This is a genomic window from Thermoactinomyces sp. CICC 10521 (genome assembly GCF_016055135.1).
Classification (GTDB): Bacteria; Bacillota; Bacilli; order Thermoactinomycetales; family Thermoactinomycetaceae; genus Thermoactinomyces_A; species Thermoactinomyces_A daqus.
In genome coordinates, this window is sequence record NZ_JAECVZ010000002.1 from 186,418 (window position 1) to 204,432 (window position 18,015).

The 18,015-nt window shown below is 49.4% G+C and carries 17 protein-coding genes; 15 read left to right on the top strand and 2 right to left on the bottom strand.

Annotated elements, in window-relative coordinates; translation table 11 throughout:
• Positions 1-15 precede the first annotated feature (15 nt).
• From pyk to I8U17_RS02900, 3 genes are all read left to right on the top strand, one after another.
• Positions 16-1,767, top strand: a complete 1,752-nt coding sequence (gene pyk / locus I8U17_RS02890) for a pyruvate kinase (RefSeq protein WP_198059029.1) — start codon at positions 16-18, stop codon at positions 1,765-1,767.
• Positions 1,768-2,195: 428 nt separating this feature from the next.
• Entirely contained in the window at positions 2,196-2,642 is a 447-nt protein-coding gene (locus I8U17_RS02895; RefSeq protein WP_198055409.1) for an acyl-CoA thioesterase, read from the top strand.
• Between the two features lie 3 nt (positions 2,643-2,645).
• Positions 2,646-3,041: an FxsA family protein gene (locus I8U17_RS02900; protein WP_033101112.1), complete on the top strand. Its 396-nt coding sequence runs from the start codon at positions 2,646-2,648 to the stop codon at positions 3,039-3,041.
• Positions 3,042-3,062: 21 nt separating this feature from the next.
• Here I8U17_RS02900 and I8U17_RS02905 read toward each other — a convergent pair whose 3' ends face one another.
• Both I8U17_RS02905 and ytvI read right to left on the bottom strand, forming a co-directional pair.
• A complete protein-coding gene (locus tag I8U17_RS02905) occupies positions 3,063-4,007 on the bottom strand; it encodes a glycerophosphodiester phosphodiesterase family protein (RefSeq protein WP_198059004.1) in 945 nt (314 codons plus the stop codon).
• 200 nt (positions 4,008-4,207) lie between these two features.
• Positions 4,208-5,332: a sporulation integral membrane protein YtvI gene (gene ytvI / locus I8U17_RS02910; protein ID WP_033101113.1), complete on the bottom strand. Its 1,125-nt coding sequence runs from the start codon at positions 5,330-5,332 to the stop codon at positions 4,208-4,210.
• Positions 5,333-5,767: 435 nt separating this feature from the next.
• Between ytvI and citZ the strand changes: the two genes are divergently transcribed.
• From citZ to phoU, 12 genes are all read left to right on the top strand, one after another.
• Positions 5,768-6,880 carry a citrate synthase gene (gene citZ, locus I8U17_RS02915; RefSeq protein ID WP_033101114.1) on the top strand — a complete coding sequence of 371 codons (1,113 nt, stop codon included), beginning with the start codon at positions 5,768-5,770 and terminating at the stop codon, positions 6,878-6,880.
• Between the two features lie 74 nt (positions 6,881-6,954).
• Positions 6,955-8,250, top strand: a complete 1,296-nt coding sequence (icd, locus tag I8U17_RS02920) for an NADP-dependent isocitrate dehydrogenase (protein WP_198055408.1) — start codon at positions 6,955-6,957, stop codon at positions 8,248-8,250.
• A gap of 23 nt (positions 8,251-8,273) precedes the next feature.
• A complete protein-coding gene (gene mdh / locus I8U17_RS02925) occupies positions 8,274-9,212 on the top strand; it encodes a malate dehydrogenase (protein ID WP_033101116.1) in 939 nt (312 codons plus the stop codon).
• Positions 9,213-9,300: 88 nt separating this feature from the next.
• Complete coding sequence (locus I8U17_RS02930; RefSeq protein WP_052154216.1) at positions 9,301-9,771, top strand: hotdog family protein; 471 nt, start codon at positions 9,301-9,303, stop codon at positions 9,769-9,771.
• Between the two features lie 224 nt (positions 9,772-9,995).
• Positions 9,996-10,709 (top strand): response regulator transcription factor, encoded by a 714-nt coding sequence (locus I8U17_RS02935; protein ID WP_033101117.1) that lies wholly within the window; start codon positions 9,996-9,998, stop codon positions 10,707-10,709.
• Positions 10,706-12,436 (top strand): two-component system histidine kinase PnpS, encoded by a 1,731-nt coding sequence (pnpS, locus tag I8U17_RS02940; RefSeq protein ID WP_198059005.1) that lies wholly within the window; start codon positions 10,706-10,708, stop codon positions 12,434-12,436. The genes I8U17_RS02935 and pnpS overlap by 4 nt, the downstream gene beginning before the upstream one ends.
• Positions 12,437-12,734: 298 nt before the next feature.
• Positions 12,735-13,628, top strand: coding sequence for a phosphate ABC transporter substrate-binding protein (locus I8U17_RS02945; protein WP_198059006.1), 894 nt, complete (start codon positions 12,735-12,737; stop codon positions 13,626-13,628).
• A 73-nt stretch (positions 13,629-13,701) separates the two neighbouring features.
• Positions 13,702-14,640 carry a phosphate ABC transporter permease subunit PstC gene (gene pstC / locus I8U17_RS02950; protein WP_198059007.1) on the top strand — a complete coding sequence of 313 codons (939 nt, stop codon included), beginning with the start codon at positions 13,702-13,704 and terminating at the stop codon, positions 14,638-14,640.
• Between the two features lies 1 nt (position 14,641).
• Positions 14,642-15,532, top strand: coding sequence for a phosphate ABC transporter permease PstA (gene pstA, locus I8U17_RS02955; protein WP_033101120.1), 891 nt, complete (start codon positions 14,642-14,644; stop codon positions 15,530-15,532).
• A 66-nt stretch (positions 15,533-15,598) separates the two neighbouring features.
• On the top strand, positions 15,599-16,369 hold the full coding sequence (gene pstB, locus I8U17_RS02960) for a phosphate ABC transporter ATP-binding protein PstB (RefSeq protein ID WP_370589205.1): 771 nt from the start codon (positions 15,599-15,601) through the stop codon (positions 16,367-16,369).
• Positions 16,370-16,391: 22 nt separating this feature from the next.
• The gene (gene pstB / locus I8U17_RS02965; protein WP_198059008.1) at positions 16,392-17,147 is read left to right on the top strand and encodes a phosphate ABC transporter ATP-binding protein PstB; all 756 of its coding nucleotides are present in this window, start codon (positions 16,392-16,394) and stop codon (positions 17,145-17,147) included.
• 26 nt (positions 17,148-17,173) lie between these two features.
• The gene (phoU, locus tag I8U17_RS02970) at positions 17,174-17,833 is read left to right on the top strand and encodes a phosphate signaling complex protein PhoU (RefSeq protein WP_232330856.1); all 660 of its coding nucleotides are present in this window, start codon (positions 17,174-17,176) and stop codon (positions 17,831-17,833) included.
• The last annotated feature ends 182 nt before the right edge of the window (positions 17,834-18,015 follow it).

Sequence of the window (18,015 nt, forward strand, 5' to 3'; positions counted from 1 at the left end):
GGATGAAAAAGGATGATGCGAAAGACGAAAATTGTTTGTACGATTGGCCCGGCCAGTGAAGAGATTGGAATTCTGCGCAAGCTGATTTCGAGCGGCCTCAATGTCGCACGCCTCAATTTTTCACACGGATCGCACGAAGAACATGGAAAACGGATCAGAAATATCCGCGAAGCGGCCAAAGCAGAAGGGAAAAATGTGGCCATCCTCCTGGATACGAAAGGTCCGGAGATTCGGACCGGCGATCTGAGGGTACCTGCAGTCGAGCTGGTCGCCGGCGAAAAAATCACTTTGACCACAGAGAATATTTTGGGAGATCAAAGCCGGATTTCCGTCTCTTATGAAGGTTTGCCGCAGGATGTCGCAGTCGGTTCATTGATCTTGATCGATGACGGTTTGATCGGATTGACCGTGGATGCTGTAGAGGGAACGGAAATTCACTGCACGATCCAAAACGGTGGCACGTTAAAAAGCCGCAAAGGCGTAAATATCCCGGGGGTCAAAATCAATCTGCCGGGAATTACGCAAAAGGATGCAGAAGACATTTTATTTGGAATCGAACAGGGAGTAGACTTTATAGCAGCCTCTTTTGTGCGCAAACCGCAAGATGTCCTGGAGATTCGCCGGATACTGGAAGAGCATGGTGCGAACATCCCGATCATTTCCAAGATCGAAAATCAGGAAGGAATCGAAAACCTCGATGCCATCCTGGAAGTGAGCGACGGGCTGATGGTGGCGCGCGGGGATTTGGGAGTGGAAATCCCGGTTGAAGAAGTGCCGGTCGTGCAAAAAGAGATGATTCGCAAATGCAATCAGCTGGGCAAACCGGTGATCACGGCCACGCAGATGCTGGATTCGATGCAGCGCAACCCCAGACCCACCCGGGCTGAAGCGAGCGATGTCGCCAACGCCATTTTGGACGGTACGGATGCCATTATGCTTTCGGGTGAAACGGCTGCCGGAAAATACCCGGTTGAAGCGGTAACAACGATGGCACGAATTGCTCTGCGCACCGAATCCTCCCTTCGTTACCGGGAACTGTTCCGGCAGCGGACGAGAGAAATCGGCAATACGATCACCGAATCGATCAGCCAGGCGGTTGTACATACTTCTCATACCTTGGATTGTTCGGCTATCATCACTGCGACGGAAACGGGTTTCACTGCACGGATGGTTTCCAAATACCGGCCGTTGGCCCCGATTATCGCTGTTACGCCAAATGAAGATATTATCCGAAAACTTTCTCTCGTCTGGGGCGTATACCCTGTTTTGGGCAAGGAAGCGCCGACAACGGACGAAATGTTTGCCACCGCCATATCCGCTTCCCTGGAAAACCGATGTGTAAAACAAGGGGATCTGGTGGTGATCACCGCCGGCGTGCCGGTTGGGAAATCCGGTACAACCAACTTGATGAAAGTGCATGTGATCGGCGGAGTGCTCGCCAGCGGACAAGGGATCGGCAAGCAAGTGGTCACCGGGCCGGTCGTCGTTGGCAATACGGCTGAAGAACTGAAGGGAAAAATGGTCGATGGGGCGATACTGGTTACTCGCGCCACGGATAAGGACATGATTGATTCAATCAAACGGGCCGCCGCGATTATTACGGAAGAAGGTGGATTGACCTCCCATGCGGCGGTTGTGGGTGTCAGCCTCGGAATTCCGGTGGTCGTGGGCGTGGAAAATGCAACCAGCCTGTTGGCTGCCGAGACCATGGTCACGGTGGATGCGGATCGCGGTCAAATCTATTCCGGTAAAGCCAACGTGCTATAATAAAAAAAGCGCTGGAGACATCCAGCGCTTTTCGAATAAGTGCGGAATCAATGGGGTTTACAGCAGTCCTAAACGGGGGTAGATCCACCAACGGAGTCTTTTGCGCCGTTGTTTTCTCTTTCTGAGTTTCATGATGACGATGCTCCTTTCTTTCTTAGGTTGCACTTTTTTCAGAATTGATTTTATCTGTAAAAAAGGAATTGGCTGTTCTCATTATGTGAAGTCGGGCGGGCAAATATGTGTACAACCCGGTTTTAACCCATCGGCTATTGACTATTATAAAAAGAGTGGCGATCTGGGGCAATAAGACAAAAGTCATAATTGGAAAAAAACTGATGGCAATGGCTGGAATGCTTCGCTCACAAACCAATTCCTTTTTTCTGTGAATGCTTTTGTCTGATACTTCATTTGGTTGGAGGGAATACTTAATGGAAGAGTATGCAAATGTACCTTGTAATGAAACCGTTCTGCGGGTTCGCTATCAGGAGACGGATCAAATGGGTGTCGTGTACCATACGAACTATCTCGTGTGGTTTGAGATCGGCCGAACGGAACTGATCCGCCAATTCGGTTCCTCTTACCGTAAGCTGGAAGAAAACGGTCTGCTCTTGCCCGTGGTGGACATCCATTGTAAGTATATGCATTCAGCCAAGTATGATGACCTGGTTTTGATCCGTACCGAGATGAAGGAGTTATCCGGTCCCAAAGTCGTTTTCTCGTACGAGATCTCAAACAAGGAGACCGGTGTAAAGCTGGCGAAGGGGACGACGACACACCTGTGGGTGAATAAAGAGATGAAAAGAGTAAACATAAAACGTGCATTTCCGGAGATTTATGAGCTGCTGGTTCAGATGCACAATCCGAAAAAAGGATGAGGAATGGTGTTTTGGTTCATTGTGCTTGCCATCATACTTGTGCCTGTCATCGAATTGTGGGGACTGATCAAAGTGGGGGAGTGGATCGGTGCATTTCCGACCGTGCTGTGCGTGATCGCGACAGCGATCATCGGGGGATATTTGGCCAAGAGGGAAGGATGGGCGACGATTCAGTTGTTGAAGAAGCAACTGCAAAATGGAGAACCACCCGGGGAAACACTGCTGGAAGGAGCGTCGATCCTTGCCGGAGCCGTTCTGATGATGACGCCCGGATTTTTTTCCGATATTCTCGGTTTCTTCCTCATTTTTCCCTATACGCGCCGAATAGTGGCTTTTTTGCTGAAGCGATGGCTTTACGCCAAATGGGAGCGCGGGGAAATATGGATTTGGCGGCGTTAGTTTCCCATCGCCGCCAAGAAATCATTTGACAACAGCATTGCCCCCCTGTCTTTTTTTCTTTTGTTCCTCAACCACTTCTTTTAACAGATCCGGACGGTTGGTCAAAATGCCGTCTGCTCCCAAATTCAGCAATTCCCGCATTGTTTTTTTATCGTCGATGGTCCAATAATAAACCTGCATGTTGAAGCGATGTGCCGTCTCGATCAAGTGTTTGTCCCGCAAATTGACGCCGCTGTTTTCCACGGGAATCTCCAGAACATTGGCTTGCGGTCGGTAAAAACCGGACAAGTGCAATTTGCTGAGAATCACAAAACGCTTCACTTCGGCCCGGCTGGCGCCAAGTGCGACCTGTCTGTGCGATATTTGTTTAAAAGAGCGGATGATGTCATCATCAAACGAATTGATGATCACTTTATGCTCGAGATGATATTTTTGAATGAGCATCCACAGCTTATGCTCGATTTGCGGAATCTGTCCGGCGGGATTATCATCTTTAATCTCGATATTGAAAAAGGAATCGGGGCCGTAGGTTTGAAAAATCTCTTCCAATGTCGGGATCGTGACACCCATTCCGCGATAGGCATGTTCCCCGCGCAAATCGGTAAACTTGTAGCCGGCATCCAGATTTTTGAGTTCTTTCAGGGTATGGTTGCTAATCGAACCCGTTCCGTTTGTCGTCCGGTTGACGGTCGGATCGTGAATGGCTACCAGATGCCCGTCTTTCGTCATATGAAGATCCAGATCCAGCACCGGTGTGCCAAGCGCATGTGCCAGATCAAAGGCTGTCATCGTATTGGACGGAGCGAGTGATGCCCCGCCCTGATGCGCGATTTGCACCGGCCGCTCCAGTTCCGGTAAGACTGTGGGCATTTTCGGGGTGAAGAACGTTGTCAGCAACAGATTGACAAAGACGAGAAGCAGGAGAGCAATGAGAATGCCGATAAACCATTTCTTTGTTGTTTTCATCTTGATGGCTCCTGTCAGAGGTGATTTGTGAAGATTTCCAATGTGGAAAGGAGAGTTTCATGACGGATCTTTCAAAAAATATTTCAGGCAAGAGAATCCCATTGCCCGGGGAATGAGTTGACCGTTGGCGTGAAGCGGGCAATGGGATTGGATGATGAGCATACAAGGTACGGGACGCAACCTGTTTCCGGTATTAGTCCCTACTCAGCAGGTTTGCCAACAATGTACTGCCAAATGTCCTTAAACACATGGGTGCGATGAAGCGCCTGCAGGAAAACGACGGTAACCGGCCCCAAGATCAATCCGAAGAATCCGATCAGCTTTAATCCGATAAACAGGGCGATCAGCGTCAACAAGGGGTCGATTCCCACATTGCTTGCCACCAGTTTCGGTTCCAGCAATTGCCGGACGATGATAATCACTCCGTAGACAATCGACAGCCCGACAGCGAGGTGAATATTTCCGGTCAGGAAAAGATAGATAATCCAAGGAATGACCACTGCCCCGACCCCGAGATAAGGGAGCAGGTCGACGACACCCACGATGATGGCGATCGTAAAGGCGTAGGGAACCCGCAAAATCACCAGACCGATAAACATGATCAACGCGGTGATGGAGACCAGGGTGAGCTGGGCGCGAATAAATCCGAACAGCGCTCTTTTCAAATCATCCAGCACAAAGCCGACTGTCTTGTGAATCTTGTTTGGTATAAGCGAAATCAAGATCGAGCGGAGCCGCGGCCATTCCAGCCCGATAAACAGCGAAGCCAGTGTGATAAAAACCAGCACGGTGATGTAGTAAGGCAAGTTGCTGAGGAACGACCCGATTCCCGAGAGAATGTCGGTGATCATCTCCGTCCCTTTATTGGCAAGAATGCCGATGTTCTCCTGGATACTGGAAGCAATGCGCTGTTGATGTTCGGGATTTTTTTCCAAATAGGACTGAACGGTGTCGATGATCCGCTGAAAGTCCTGATTTTTGGTAAATGTACCCACGACCATCTGGCCGACCTTGTTAAACAGAACCGGCAGAAATTCGGCCAGCTTGGCCAGTTCAACGACCACTTCGGCCACGATGAAAATCAGTAAAGAACTCAGGAGAACCAGCAATATAAACAGAATCACAGTGACACCCGCCCAACGGGGCATACGGGCCCGCCGTTCAAGCCACCTGACCATCGGTTCGATTGCCATGGCGATGAGCCAGCCGATCAAAAACGGATAAACCAGAGGGAGGGCAAAGGAGATGAGCAAATATGTACAAATAATGATTGCCAGCACGATGACGGCTCGGGTAACCGGTCCAACCCAAGGGTTTAAATTCATCTGTATGGACCCCCTCGTGTGTAATCCTTTCTGACTCATTATACCATTTTTTGTTGAAATCCACAGTGAAGTCCAGTTATCTTCCACTTTCAGGGTGCGCATGTTAAAAATAAATAAATACGCGTTATGTGCGAATTTGTTCAATTTATGATAAAATAAAAAACGGTAGGAAGAGTGGGCACTGACCAAAAAAACTGACTCTCCTTTAATATTGCATACTTAAGTGATATTAAGGGCAAACATTGTACTTGATTCCTGCACTCGAATCTTGCAAAATTTGTGTAAATACGAACAAGTGCTGTTTTACTCAAAAAGATATTTTATAATAAATAAAGAGAATGATGATTCATTCATCGTCTCTTGTCTTAAACATTTCAATTGCAAGTTTTAAGTCAGAGTGCCCTCTTGCAAGTTTTCAGAAAAGGAGCGGATCATATGACGGTTGCTAAAGGGTTAGAAGGCGTAGTTGCTTGTACTTCTGGAATTAGCTCCATCGTGGATGGCGTACTCACCTACCGCGGGTATAATATTGATGATTTGGCGGTATATGCCAATTTCGAGGAAGTGGCTTACCTCTTGTGGCACGGCAAATTGCCGACCCGATCCGAGCTCGACCAATTGAAAAAGGATCTGAGCCAGCACGCATCCATTCCTGATGAACTTTTGCAACAATTGAAAGCGTATCCGAAGAACGTCCATCCGATGTCACTCCTCCGAACAGCTGTTTCCGCCCTTGCTCTTTATGATGAAGAGGCAGAAGTAAACAGTGAGGATGCCAATTATATTAAGGCGATTAAATTGACGGCAAAATTGCCGACCATTATCACGGCGATCGCTCGTATTCGCCAAGGATTGGAACCGGTTTCTCCGAAAGCAGAACTGGGCTTTGCCGCCAATTTTCTCTATATGCTCAATGGAGAAATTCCTTCGGATGTGTCTGTTAAAGCTTTTGATAAAGCGCTGGTACTCCATGCAGACCATGAATTGAACGCTTCTACGTTTGCCGCCCGCGTCACAACTGGAACCCTGTCGGATCTGTACTCCTCGATCACGACTGCCATCGGTACCCTGAAAGGTCCGTTGCACGGCGGAGCCAATGAGCGCGTGATGGCAATGCTTGAAGAAATTGGTACTTTTGAACGGATCGAGCCGTATATCCAAAGTAAGCTGGACAACAAAGAAAAAATCATGGGATTTGGCCACCGCGTTTATAAAGATGGTGATCCGCGCGCCAAACACTTGCGTGAAATGTCTCGCCGCTTGGCCGAGCAAAGCGGGAACTCCCTGTGGTATGAAATGTCTGCCGCCATCGAAAAGCTGGTATATGAGAAAAAAGGCTTGAAGCCGAATGTTGATTTCTATTCTGCATCGGTTTATACCTACCTTGGAATCCCGCGCGATCTGTTCACGCCGATTTTTGCCATGAGCCGTGTGACCGGCTGGACCGCGCATGTACTGGAACAATATGCGAATAACCGTCTCATCAGGCCACGTGCAGAATACACCGGACTGACCAACCAGTCATATGTTCCAATCGACCAACGCTGAGAAAATCGTTTAGAATAAATGGGACGGGGTTTTTTACCGTCCTTTCTTCGATCTATAAAGTCAGGAGTGGTAGCATGGCACAATTTAAACATCTTGAAGCCCCGGTCAAAGGGGAAAAAATAACCGTGGAAAACGGAAAGCTGAATGTTCCGGATCAACCGATCATTCCCTTTATCGAGGGAGACGGGACGGGGCCGGATATCTGGGCTGCCGCCAAACGCGTGCTTGACGCGGCCGTGAAAAAGGCGTACAACGGAAAAAAAGAGATTGCTTGGTATGAGGTATTCGCCGGTGAAAAGGCATACCAAAAATTTGGGGAATGGCTGCCCGAAGACACCCTGAGCGCGATCAGCGAGTATTTGGTTGCCATCAAGGGACCGCTCACCACACCTGTAGGCGGAGGAATCCGCTCCCTGAATGTCGCTTTGCGCCAGGAGCTCGATCTTTATGTCTGCCTCCGTCCTGTTCGTTACTTTGAAGGTGTCCCCTCCCCTGTCAAACGCCCGCAAGATGTCGATATGGTCATTTTCCGGGAAAACTCGGAAGATATTTACGCAGGGATTGAGTGGGAAGCCGAATCCGAAGAAGTAAAAAAAGTGATTCGCTTCTTGCAAGAGGAAATGGGCGTCAAGAAAATTCGATTCCCGGAAACTTCCGGAATCGGCATTAAACCGGTTTCGCGTGAAGGAACCGAACGGCTGGTAAAAGCTGCGATTGAGTATGCACTTCGCCACGGGCGCAAAAGCGTAACCCTGGTACATAAAGGAAATATTATGAAGTTTACCGAAGGGTCATTTAAAAACTGGGGTTATGAAGTGGCAGAGCGTGACTACAAGGATCGCGTCTTTACCTGGGCTGAATATGACCGCATCAAGGCGGAAAAAGGAACGGATGCGGCGAACAGCGCTCAGGCCAAAGCGGAAGCAGAAGGAAAAGTGATCGTAAAAGATGTGATTGCCGATGCATTCCTGCAGCAGATTTTAACCCGTCCGGCCGAGTATGATGTAATCGCCACACTCAATTTGAACGGGGATTACATTTCCGATGCGCTGGCCGCACAGGTGGGCGGAATCGGGATCGCTCCGGGTGCCAATATCAATTACAGCACGGGCCATGCCATCTTTGAGGCGACTCACGGCACGGCTCCCAAATACGCCGGCCTGGATAAAGTTAACCCCGGTTCGGTTATTTTGTCCGGCGTCCTGATGCTGGAGCACTTGGGATGGCAAGAAGCAGCCGATTTAATCTATGCAGCCATGGGCAAAACCATCCGTGAAAAAACGGTCACCTATGATTTTGCCCGTCTGATGGAAGGGGCGACCGAAGTGAAATGCTCCGAGTTCGCCGATCATCTGATTAAAAATATGTAAGTGGATTGAAGGAGGAAACGAAGATGGCCATTCGTCGCAGAAAAATTTCCGTCATCGGTGCAGGATTTACCGGAAGTACCACAGCGCTTATGCTGGCTCAAAAAGAACTGGGCGATGTCGTATTGGTTGATATTCCCCAAGCGGAAGGCCCAACCAAGGGAAAAGCGTTAGACATGCTTGAGGCAAGCCCGGTGCAAGGATTCGATGCCAACATCATCGGTACGAGCAACTATGAAGATACCAAAGATTCCGACGTGGTGATCATCACTGCAGGAATGGCCCGCAAACCGGGAATGAGCCGGGATGATCTGGTCAACATCAACGCGGGGATCGTCCGTTCGGTAACGGAGAATGTTGTGAAGTATTCGCCGAATTGTATCATCATCGTCCTGACAAACCCGGTTGACGCCATGACTTATGAAGTCTACCGCACCTCCGGCTTTCCGAAAAACCGCGTAATCGGTCAATCCGGTGTCCTGGATACTGCACGTTTCCGCACTTTTGTGGCGCAGGAGCTGAATGTGTCGGTTGAAGATGTGACCGGATTTGTGCTCGGCGGACACGGGGATGATATGGTTCCGCTCGTGCGTTACTCTTATGCAGGCGGCATTCCGCTGGAAAAACTGATTCCGGCAGAGCGTTTGGAAGCGATTGTCGAGCGCACGCGGAAAGGCGGCGGTGAAATCGTCGGCCTGCTGGGCAACGGAAGCGCGTATTACGCACCGGCGGCCTCTCTCGTGCAAATGGCGGAAGCGATCCTGAAAGATAAAAAGCGCATTCTGCCGGCTGTTGCCTACCTTGAAGGGGAGTACGGTTACAATGACCTCTATCTCGGTGTACCGACCATTTTGGGCGGCAACGGTTTGGAGAAAGTGATCGTGCTTGAATTGACAGACGAAGAGAAAAAAGCACTCGATAAATCTGCTGAGTCCGTGCGCAAAGTGATGAAAGTTTTAAATTGAAATAATCGGAGAAACGAATTGCCCGGGGTGCCTTCCTCCGGGCTTCTTTTTTAAGTAAAATAAAAATATACATAAGGAGGGGATTCGATTGGATTTTGGGAGAATTTTGACAGATGGCCAATGCTTTGATCAGGTGCAAATCGGAGAGAGCGTCGTGCAAAAACGAATTGTCGAGCTTCGTGATGTGCTCGGCTATCTTGGGATCGCCGGTGATTTTAACCCGCTGTATTTGACGGAAAATTATGCTGGACAAACGCCATTTGAACGGGTGATCGTACCGCCGGGGTTGCTTGTCGGCTGGTTGACCGCGCTCGTTTCCACGCGATTGCCTGGCCCGGGGAGCGTCGTTCGGGAAATGAAGGTGAACATGCCGGGAGTGGCCCATCTCGACGAAGAAATGGAACTGTATTTGCAAGTTGCCGGCAAAATCGAGACTGAGAAGCGGATTATCATAGAGGCAAGCGCTCGAAGAGGAGAGAAGGTGATTTTGAATTGCGAATTCTCCGTTGTGCCGCCCGAACCGCTCAAACCGCTCCAAGGTTTGCTAGATAATTTCTGAAAAGAGAAACAAAGCAGGCTCTTTTTTGACAGCGCTTCCAAAAGTGAAAAAACTGACATGCAAACGAGTGGCTGTTGCCGGTGTCAGCGATTCAACAGGGATGACAGAAAAGAATGCATTTATTTGGTACCCGATGTATTGGGTGCCATTTTTAACGGAATCTTAACTTTGTTATGGTATGATTTATTTTGTTCAAACATGATTTCGGAGAGTGAGGGATCACCTTGGGTAAGAAGATCCTGGTCGTTGATGATGAAGCATCGATTGTCAAACTGGTGCAGTTTAATTTGGAAAAAGAAGGATATGAAGTGGAAGTCGCTTATGATGGCCAGATGGCACTGGCGATGCTCGAAAAAAGCCAACCGGATCTGGTTGTTTTGGATCTGATGTTGCCCAAAGTTGACGGTTTGGAAGTGTGTCGCCGGATGCGGCAGGAAAAAACCCATATCCCCATCCTGATGCTGACTGCGAAAACAGATGAATTCGACAAAGTGCTGGGGCTTGAATTGGGCGCCGATGATTACATGACCAAGCCGTTCAGTCCCCGTGAGCTGACAGCGAGGGTGAAAGCGATTTTCCGACGGGTGGATCAGCTGAAAAAGAATCTCGGAAGCGGGGAGCATCAAGAGCTGATCAAGATCGGTGACCTGGAGATCGACCCGGAAGGATATGTTGTGAGCAGAAGCGGGGAAGAAATCGAACTGACGCCGAAGGAATTTGAACTTCTGTTGTATATGGCCAATCATCGGGGAAAAGTGCTATCGCGCGACCAATTGCTCAATGCGGTATGGAATTATGATTATGTCGGCGATTCACGGATCGTGGATGTCCATGTCAGCCACCTCAGGGATAAGATTGAAACCGATTCTAAAAATCCTTTCTTCATTAAAACCGTTCGGGGAATCGGTTACAAATTTGAAGGCCCGAAACGAGCATGAAAACGTTAAAAGCGAAAATTACCTGGTCATTTCTGCTTTTAATCGGCTGTTCCGTTCTCGGGACAGGGATTTTTGTCGCGCTTCTGTTACAAACATCCTATCTGGATTCCCTGTCCGGCCGTTTGCAAAAAGAAGGGAAAATGCTGGCGGAAACAACCCGGTGGGATTCAGACAGATCGTTACAGCATCAGGCGCAGGTCTATGCACAGACGCTTGACGTGAGGGTTACCTTTTTTGACCGGAACGGACGGGTGCTTGGCGACTCTGAAGGGAAATCGTTCGACGGCAAAGAGTTTACGGAAGTGGCAGAAGCCCTGAAAAACCACATTCCCGATCCGACCATCCGCAATGACTTTTTACATGCGGCATTACCTGTCGAACGGAATGGTCATATCGTGGGGGCTGTTCGCTTATCATTGGACATCCGGGAAGTCAATCGTTCTTTGCATCAAGTTTGGTTCTCACTGGCTCTTGGACTCTTGTTCGCCTATGCATTGGCCGCTTTTTTCAGTTCGCGCATCGCCAGCGGAGTGACCCGCCCGCTTGAAGAAATCACGCAAGTCGCCAGGGATATCGCGGAGAAACGTTTTTATCGCCGGGTTCAGCAGGAGGGACGGGATGAGGTCGCCCATCTGGGGCAGGCGATCAACCGGATGGCCCGCAGTTTGCAAAAGCAGATGGAAACGATTCGCAAGTCTGAACGAAGATTGAACAGTGTGATTGAATCGATGGAAAGCGGCCTGATCATGGTGGACCCGACGGGAAATGTCAGCCTGGCCAACCGCGCCTTTGAACGCATGTTCTCCATGCCGGCGTCTGATTTGATCGGCCATTCTTACAAGAAGCTGAGTTATCCCTATGATCTGAGCGAATTGATCACCGAGTGTGCCGAATCGGGCATTCGCCTGCGGAAAGAGATTCATCTCTATTACCCTGAAGAACGGATGTTGCTCGCGCATCTCACTCCGATGTGGGTGGAGAAAAACGGTGTCGGTGTGGTTGTGGTTTTCCATGATTTGACGGCCATCCGCCGCTTGGAGCAACTGCGCAGGGATTTTGTGGCCAATGTTTCACATGAATTGAAAACCCCGATCACTTCCATTCGCGGATTTGCCGAAACGCTGCTGGACGGGGCGATGCACGACCGGGAGACATGTCAGGAATTTTTGCAAATCATCCATGAGGAGAGTTTGCGGTTGCAGCGATTAATCGGCGACTTGCTCGATTTGTCCCGGATCGAATCCAAACAATTTCATTTGAAGACCGAAATAGTCCCGGTTGATACGCTGATTTACTCTGCCCAAAAAATGGTGCGGGATCAGTTGAAGGCCAAAGACCAAAATCTGACGATTGAGATCGACGAGCTGTTTGAGGTTGAGGTGGATCCTGACCGTTTCCGGCAGATTATCTTAAACTTGCTGACCAATGCCATTCACTATACCCCTGCGGGAGGGCATATCACCGTGGTAGCGCGGCGGAGAAAATCAGATTGGCAATTGATCATCGGCGATTCAGGGATCGGTATTCCGGAGAGTGATCTTCCTCGCATTTTTGAACGGTTTTACCGCGTCGACAAAGCACGGGCGCGAAATTCGGGTGGTACCGGCCTCGGTCTGGCGATCGTCAAGCACCTGGTCGAAGTGCACCATGGGAAAATTCAGGTCGAGAGCAAGGTGGGGGAAGGGACGTCGTTTATCCTCACTTTTCCGTTATCCCCGTCTGATTGACTGTACGGCGAAATAATTCTTTTACAGAGAATGCAGCGGCGGATCAGACTGATGGTTTGATCGGCCGCTGCGTTTCGCTTTTAGAAGTGCGAAACCCAATTGTGCATGTTATTGTTAAAAATTTCTGTATTCAAGGTATCTGAACCGCCTGATCGCTGTAGAAAGGGCAGATGCCCTTTTTTTGTTTATCAAACATTTACATCGCATTCATTTTTATATAAAAGAAGTAGATTATAGTTCAAATTGAAATCATTGTTTTTGCGATGATCATGACGTTGATTAGGGGGAACTTTTCATCATGTTGAAAAAAAGTCTCTTACTTGGAGGCGTATTTGCCTTGGCATTCGGAGCGCTGACAGGTTGCAGCGAGGGTACGTCCGGACAACAGCAGGCAGGCGGTTCTTTAACCATCGTTGGCTCTACGGCCATGCAACCCTTGGTTGAGGAAGCGGGCAAAGCATATTCCGCCAAAAATCCAAACGTCCAAATCAATGTTCAAGGCGGGGGAAGCGGACAGGGACTCAGTTCGGTGATGAATGATACGGCCGACATCGGCAATTCCGATTTGTTTGCGGAAGAAAAATCGAATGAGAATATCGACCCATCCCAATTGGTTGATCATAAATTGTTTGTCGTCGGTTTCGCACCGGTTGTCAACCCCGATGTGGGTGTGGATAACCTAACCCAGCAGCAGCTGATCGACATTTTCACGGGCAAAATCAAAAATTGGAAAGAGATCGGGGGAAAAGACCTGCCTGTCGTGTTGGTCAACCGTCCGGAAAGTTCCGGAACCCGGGCGACATTTGCCAAATATGCTTTGAAAGGAAATACGGAGTTCCGCGCGAAGGGAGGCATTGAAGAAGATTCTTCCGGCACGGTGCGCAAGATCGTCTCCGAAACGCCGGGTGCGATTGGATATCTCGCTTTCTCCTATATCGACTCCTCGGTGAAAGCTTTGAAGCTGGACGGTGTCGAACCGACCAACCAAAATGTCTGTACGAACAAATGGAAAGTTTGGTCCTATGAGCATATGTACACCAATAAAAACGGCAAAAACAGCAAAACGGAAAATGCTTTTATTCAATATATCCTCTCCGGGGAAGGACAAGCGCTGGTCAAAAAAAGGGAGTATATTCCCGTCAGCCAAATGAAGGTGGAGCGTGATGCCGACGGGAGTGTCAAACCGGAGTAAAGATTGATGATTCAAGCGCGGGATAGAATTCTCTCTATCCCTTGTGCTGTTTATTCGGAAAGGGTGTGGGAAGATGGAACAAGCAGCCGTTCGCGTTTCATCGATGGAAAAAGAGCTGACCAAACCGAATCAGAAATGGACTCGCATTGAATACAGAGGAAAAGTGATGACGCTGGTCAGTGCATGGGTATTGATCATCACCCTGTTTTCGTTGCTTTACTTTATCGCTTCCAAAGGGATCGCCCCTTTTCTTCACGGAGAGGTTACCCTCGCCGACTTCTTTTCCGGCAATTGGGGGCCTTCTTTATCTGCTGAGCAGGGCGGACCGCAATACGGCGCCCTCGATTTTATCCTGGGATCGCTGATGGTGGCCCTGGGTTCGGCCGTGATCAGCGGGCCGCTTGGAATTGGGGCCGCTCTTTTCATGACGGAGATCGCTCCGAAGGCAGGCCGGAAAATCTTGCAGCCTGCGGTGGAAATCCTGGTGGGCATTCCGTCGGTTGTGTATGGTTTTATCGGGCTTACCCTCATCGTCCCGGCTCTTCGTTCGATTTTCGGCGAGGTGGGATTTGGCTTGTTGGCCGGGATCATCGTCTTGTCGGTCATGATTTTGCCGACGATCATCAGTATCAGTGCCGATGCCATCCATTCGGTTCCGCAGGGGATCCGTGAAGGTTCCTATGCATTGGGAGCGACGAGATGGCAAACGATTTCCGGGCTGGTAATCCGCGTGGCACAGCCGGGATTGCTGACCGCTGTCGTTTTGGGGATTGCCCGCGCATTCGGCGAAGCGCTCGCCGTGCAAATGGTGATCGGAAATACGGCGGATCTCCCTTTTCACCTGCTGAAACCGATGAGCACATTGACGAGCGTGATTACACTCAATATGGGAAATACGGTGCAAGGATCCACTTATAACAACGTCTTATGGTCGATGGCGCTTATTTTGCTGCTGATGACTCTCATCTTGATCCTGGCAATCCGTTTTATTGCGCGAAGGAGAGAGGTTTGATATGAGGGCGAAGGTGACAGACCGGATCGCGACTCTCTGTTTTTATTTGATCGCCATCCTAATAATTGGCATTTTGGCCGGGATGATCGGTTTTATTTTGTTTAAAGGTTTGCATGTGATCAATTGGGATTTTGTTACCGAAGCGCCGGGTTCGGTTTTAACCGGCGGCGGAGGAGTCGGCCCCCAGCTGTTTAACTCCTTTTATCTGCTTGTTTTAACCATGATCATCACCGTTCCCCTCGGTCTCGGCGGCGGAATTTATCTGGCGGAGTATGCCAAACCGGGTCAACTTACGAATGTCCTGCGGTTAAGCATTGAGGTATTATCATCCCTTCCTTCCATTGTTGTCGGATTGTTTGGATTGATGGTATTTGTCCAATACACCGGTTGGGGGTTCTCTTTGGCTGCCGGCGCGTTGACGCTGACAGTGTTTAATCTGCCGTTGATGGTAAGGATTGTGGAGCAGGCGCTCGGAACCGTGCCCCGGGAACAAAAAGAAGCGAGTTTTGCTTTGGGAGTCACCCATTGGCACACCATTGTCAAAGTTCTTTTGCCGGCGGCGCTTCCCGGCATTTTGACAGGAACGATCCTGGCGGCCGGACGGGTGTTTGGGGAAGCGGCGGCACTGATGTTCACGGCGGGGATGTCTTCGCCTGATCTCGATTTCAGCAATTGGGATATTACCTCGCCTGTTTCACCCCTCAATCCTTTCCGGCCGGCATCGACGCTGGCAGTTCACATCTGGAAAATCAATTCCGAGGGAATTGTTCCGGATGCGAAAGAGATTGCCAGCGGGGCCTCTGCACTGCTGGTCATCGCCGTATTGATTTTTAATTTGTTTGCACGGTGGTTTGGGCGCCTGATCCATGCCCGTTTGACTTCGACAAGGTGAGGAGGATGGCGGATGGAAAAATTAATCACCCCTTTCCGGTTCCAGCCGAAAACCGATGGAAGATCGTTGTTGACGGATGAAACGCGGCCGATCCAGCTGGAAACACTGGATTTGGATGTCTATTATGGTGAAAAGCATGCGATTAAACAAGTCAATCTTCCGCTATATCAAAACACGGTGACAGCATTAATCGGCCCATCCGGTTGTGGAAAGTCCACTTTTTTGCGCTGCCTTAACCGGATGAATGATATGATTCCCGGGACAAGAGTAATGGGCAAGATTTTGGTCGAAGGTGTGAATATCAACGATTCCAGAATTAATGTGACTCAGCTTCGCCGCCAGATCGGCATGGTTTTCCAACGGCCCAATCCATTTGCCAAATCCATTTATGAAAATATCGTGTTTGCTCCCCGCCTTTACGGCATTTCCAAGAAGGAACAAGAGAAGTTGGTCGAGGAAAGCTTGAGAAAAACGGGATTGTGGGATGAAGTGAAAGATCGTTTGCATACTTCCGCCCTGGCGTTGTCCGGCGGGCAACAACAGCGCTTGTGCATTGCCCGGGCCATTGCCATGAAGCCCAAGATTATCCTGCTTGATGAGCCTGCTTCCGCCCTTGACCCGGTTTCAACAGGAAAAATCGAAGAGTTGGTCCAAGAGTTGAAGAACGAGTTTACCATCGCCATCGTGACGCACAATATGCAGCAGGCTGCCCGCATCTCCGATTACACCGCCTATTTTTACATGGGAGAATTGATTGAACATGACCGGACGGATGTATTGTTTGTTAATCCCAGGAAAAAAGAGACGGAAGATTATTTGACAGGGCGGTTTGGTTAAGCGGGGGAAAGGAGGGGGAAGGATGTCGCAAAAAGTTCGTGTTCGCTGTTTTCAGCTTTACTATGGAACCAATCATGCATTGAAAAATATTGATCTTGATCTCGCAGAAAATCAGGTTACCGCACTGATCGGTCCATCGGGCTGCGGCAAGTCCACATTTTTGCGCAGTATCAATCGCATGAACGATATGATCAAGGGTGTGCGAACGACCGGAACGATCCATATCGACGGTCAAAATATTTATGGTGAAAAAGTGGATCTGGTGGAATTGCGGAAGAAGGTGGGGATGGTGTTTCAACAGCCCCATCCGTTTCCGCTTTCCATCTATGACAACGTCGCCTATGGGCCGAGACTACACGGAATCAGGGATAAAAAGAGATTGGATGAGATCGTGGAACGGACACTGACGGAGGCCAATTTATGGGACGAAGTGAAAGATCGTTTGCACCGCTCCGCCTTGGGAATGTCCGGAGGACAGCAACAGCGCCTGGTACTGGCCAGGGTATTGGCGGTGCAGCCGGAAGTGATTCTGATGGATGAGCCTGCATCCGCATTGGACCCCATTTCCACTGAACGGTTGGAAGAATTGATCATGAGGCTGAAAGACCAGTACACCATTATTATCGTGACACACAATATGCAACAAGCAGCACGCGTATCCGATACTGCCGTTTTCTTTTTGAACGGAGAAATTGTCGAAAGCGGTCCTACGGATCAGATCTTTACCAATCCAAGTGATCCGCGCACGGAAGATTATATCAGCGGACGATTTGGATAGGCTCGCACGGGGATGGGAGGACGGACATGATTACGCGCCAATTTGACCAGTCGTTAAACGATGTGCAGGCGATGCTCCTGAAAATGGGAGCCCATATTGAAATTGCGATAGATAAAGCAATGAGAGCACTTGTCGGCCGCGATGAGCTGTTGGCGGATGAGATTGTCAGGCAAGACAGTCAGATCGATGAAATCGAGGTTCAGATCGATGAACTGGTGGCAAAACTGATTGCAACACAACAGCCGGTTGCCGGTGACTTGCGAAAACTGATCTCTGCGCTGAAAATAGCGGCCGACATGGAAAGAATGGGAGACCTGGCGAAAGATATCGCCATCGAGACGATTTCCTTGGCGAAAATGAATTTTCCGGAGTTTAATCCTTTGCAAGAAATCGTAACCATGTCCAAACGGGTTCAGAAAATGGTGAATGACGGGATTAACAGCTATATAGACGGAAATACGATGTTGGCCCAACGATTGGCCGAAGACGATGATGAGGTGGACCGGCTATATGATTCCATTGTTAAGGAGATGAAAGTGTACTTTCCGACCGGTAACCGTTATGCCGAGGTTGCGTTAAAATGCTGCTTTGTCGCACGTTATCTGGAGCGGATCGCTGATCACGCCACCAATATTGCGGAAAACATCATCTATATCGAAACAGGAAAACAGGCTGATCTGAACTGAGCCTGATTGGGGGAATCGCGGGCAAACTGTTTCCGCTTCGGCGGAGGCGGTTTTTTTTCTGTTTTTTGAAGTAGGATCATTTGTTCGGAACTTGTTACCAATTTGCTGGAAGGAGGGGAAACGGGCATGATAGAATGAGAATGTTGACCTGAACCTGTACAAACGGACCGGAAAAGGCGAAT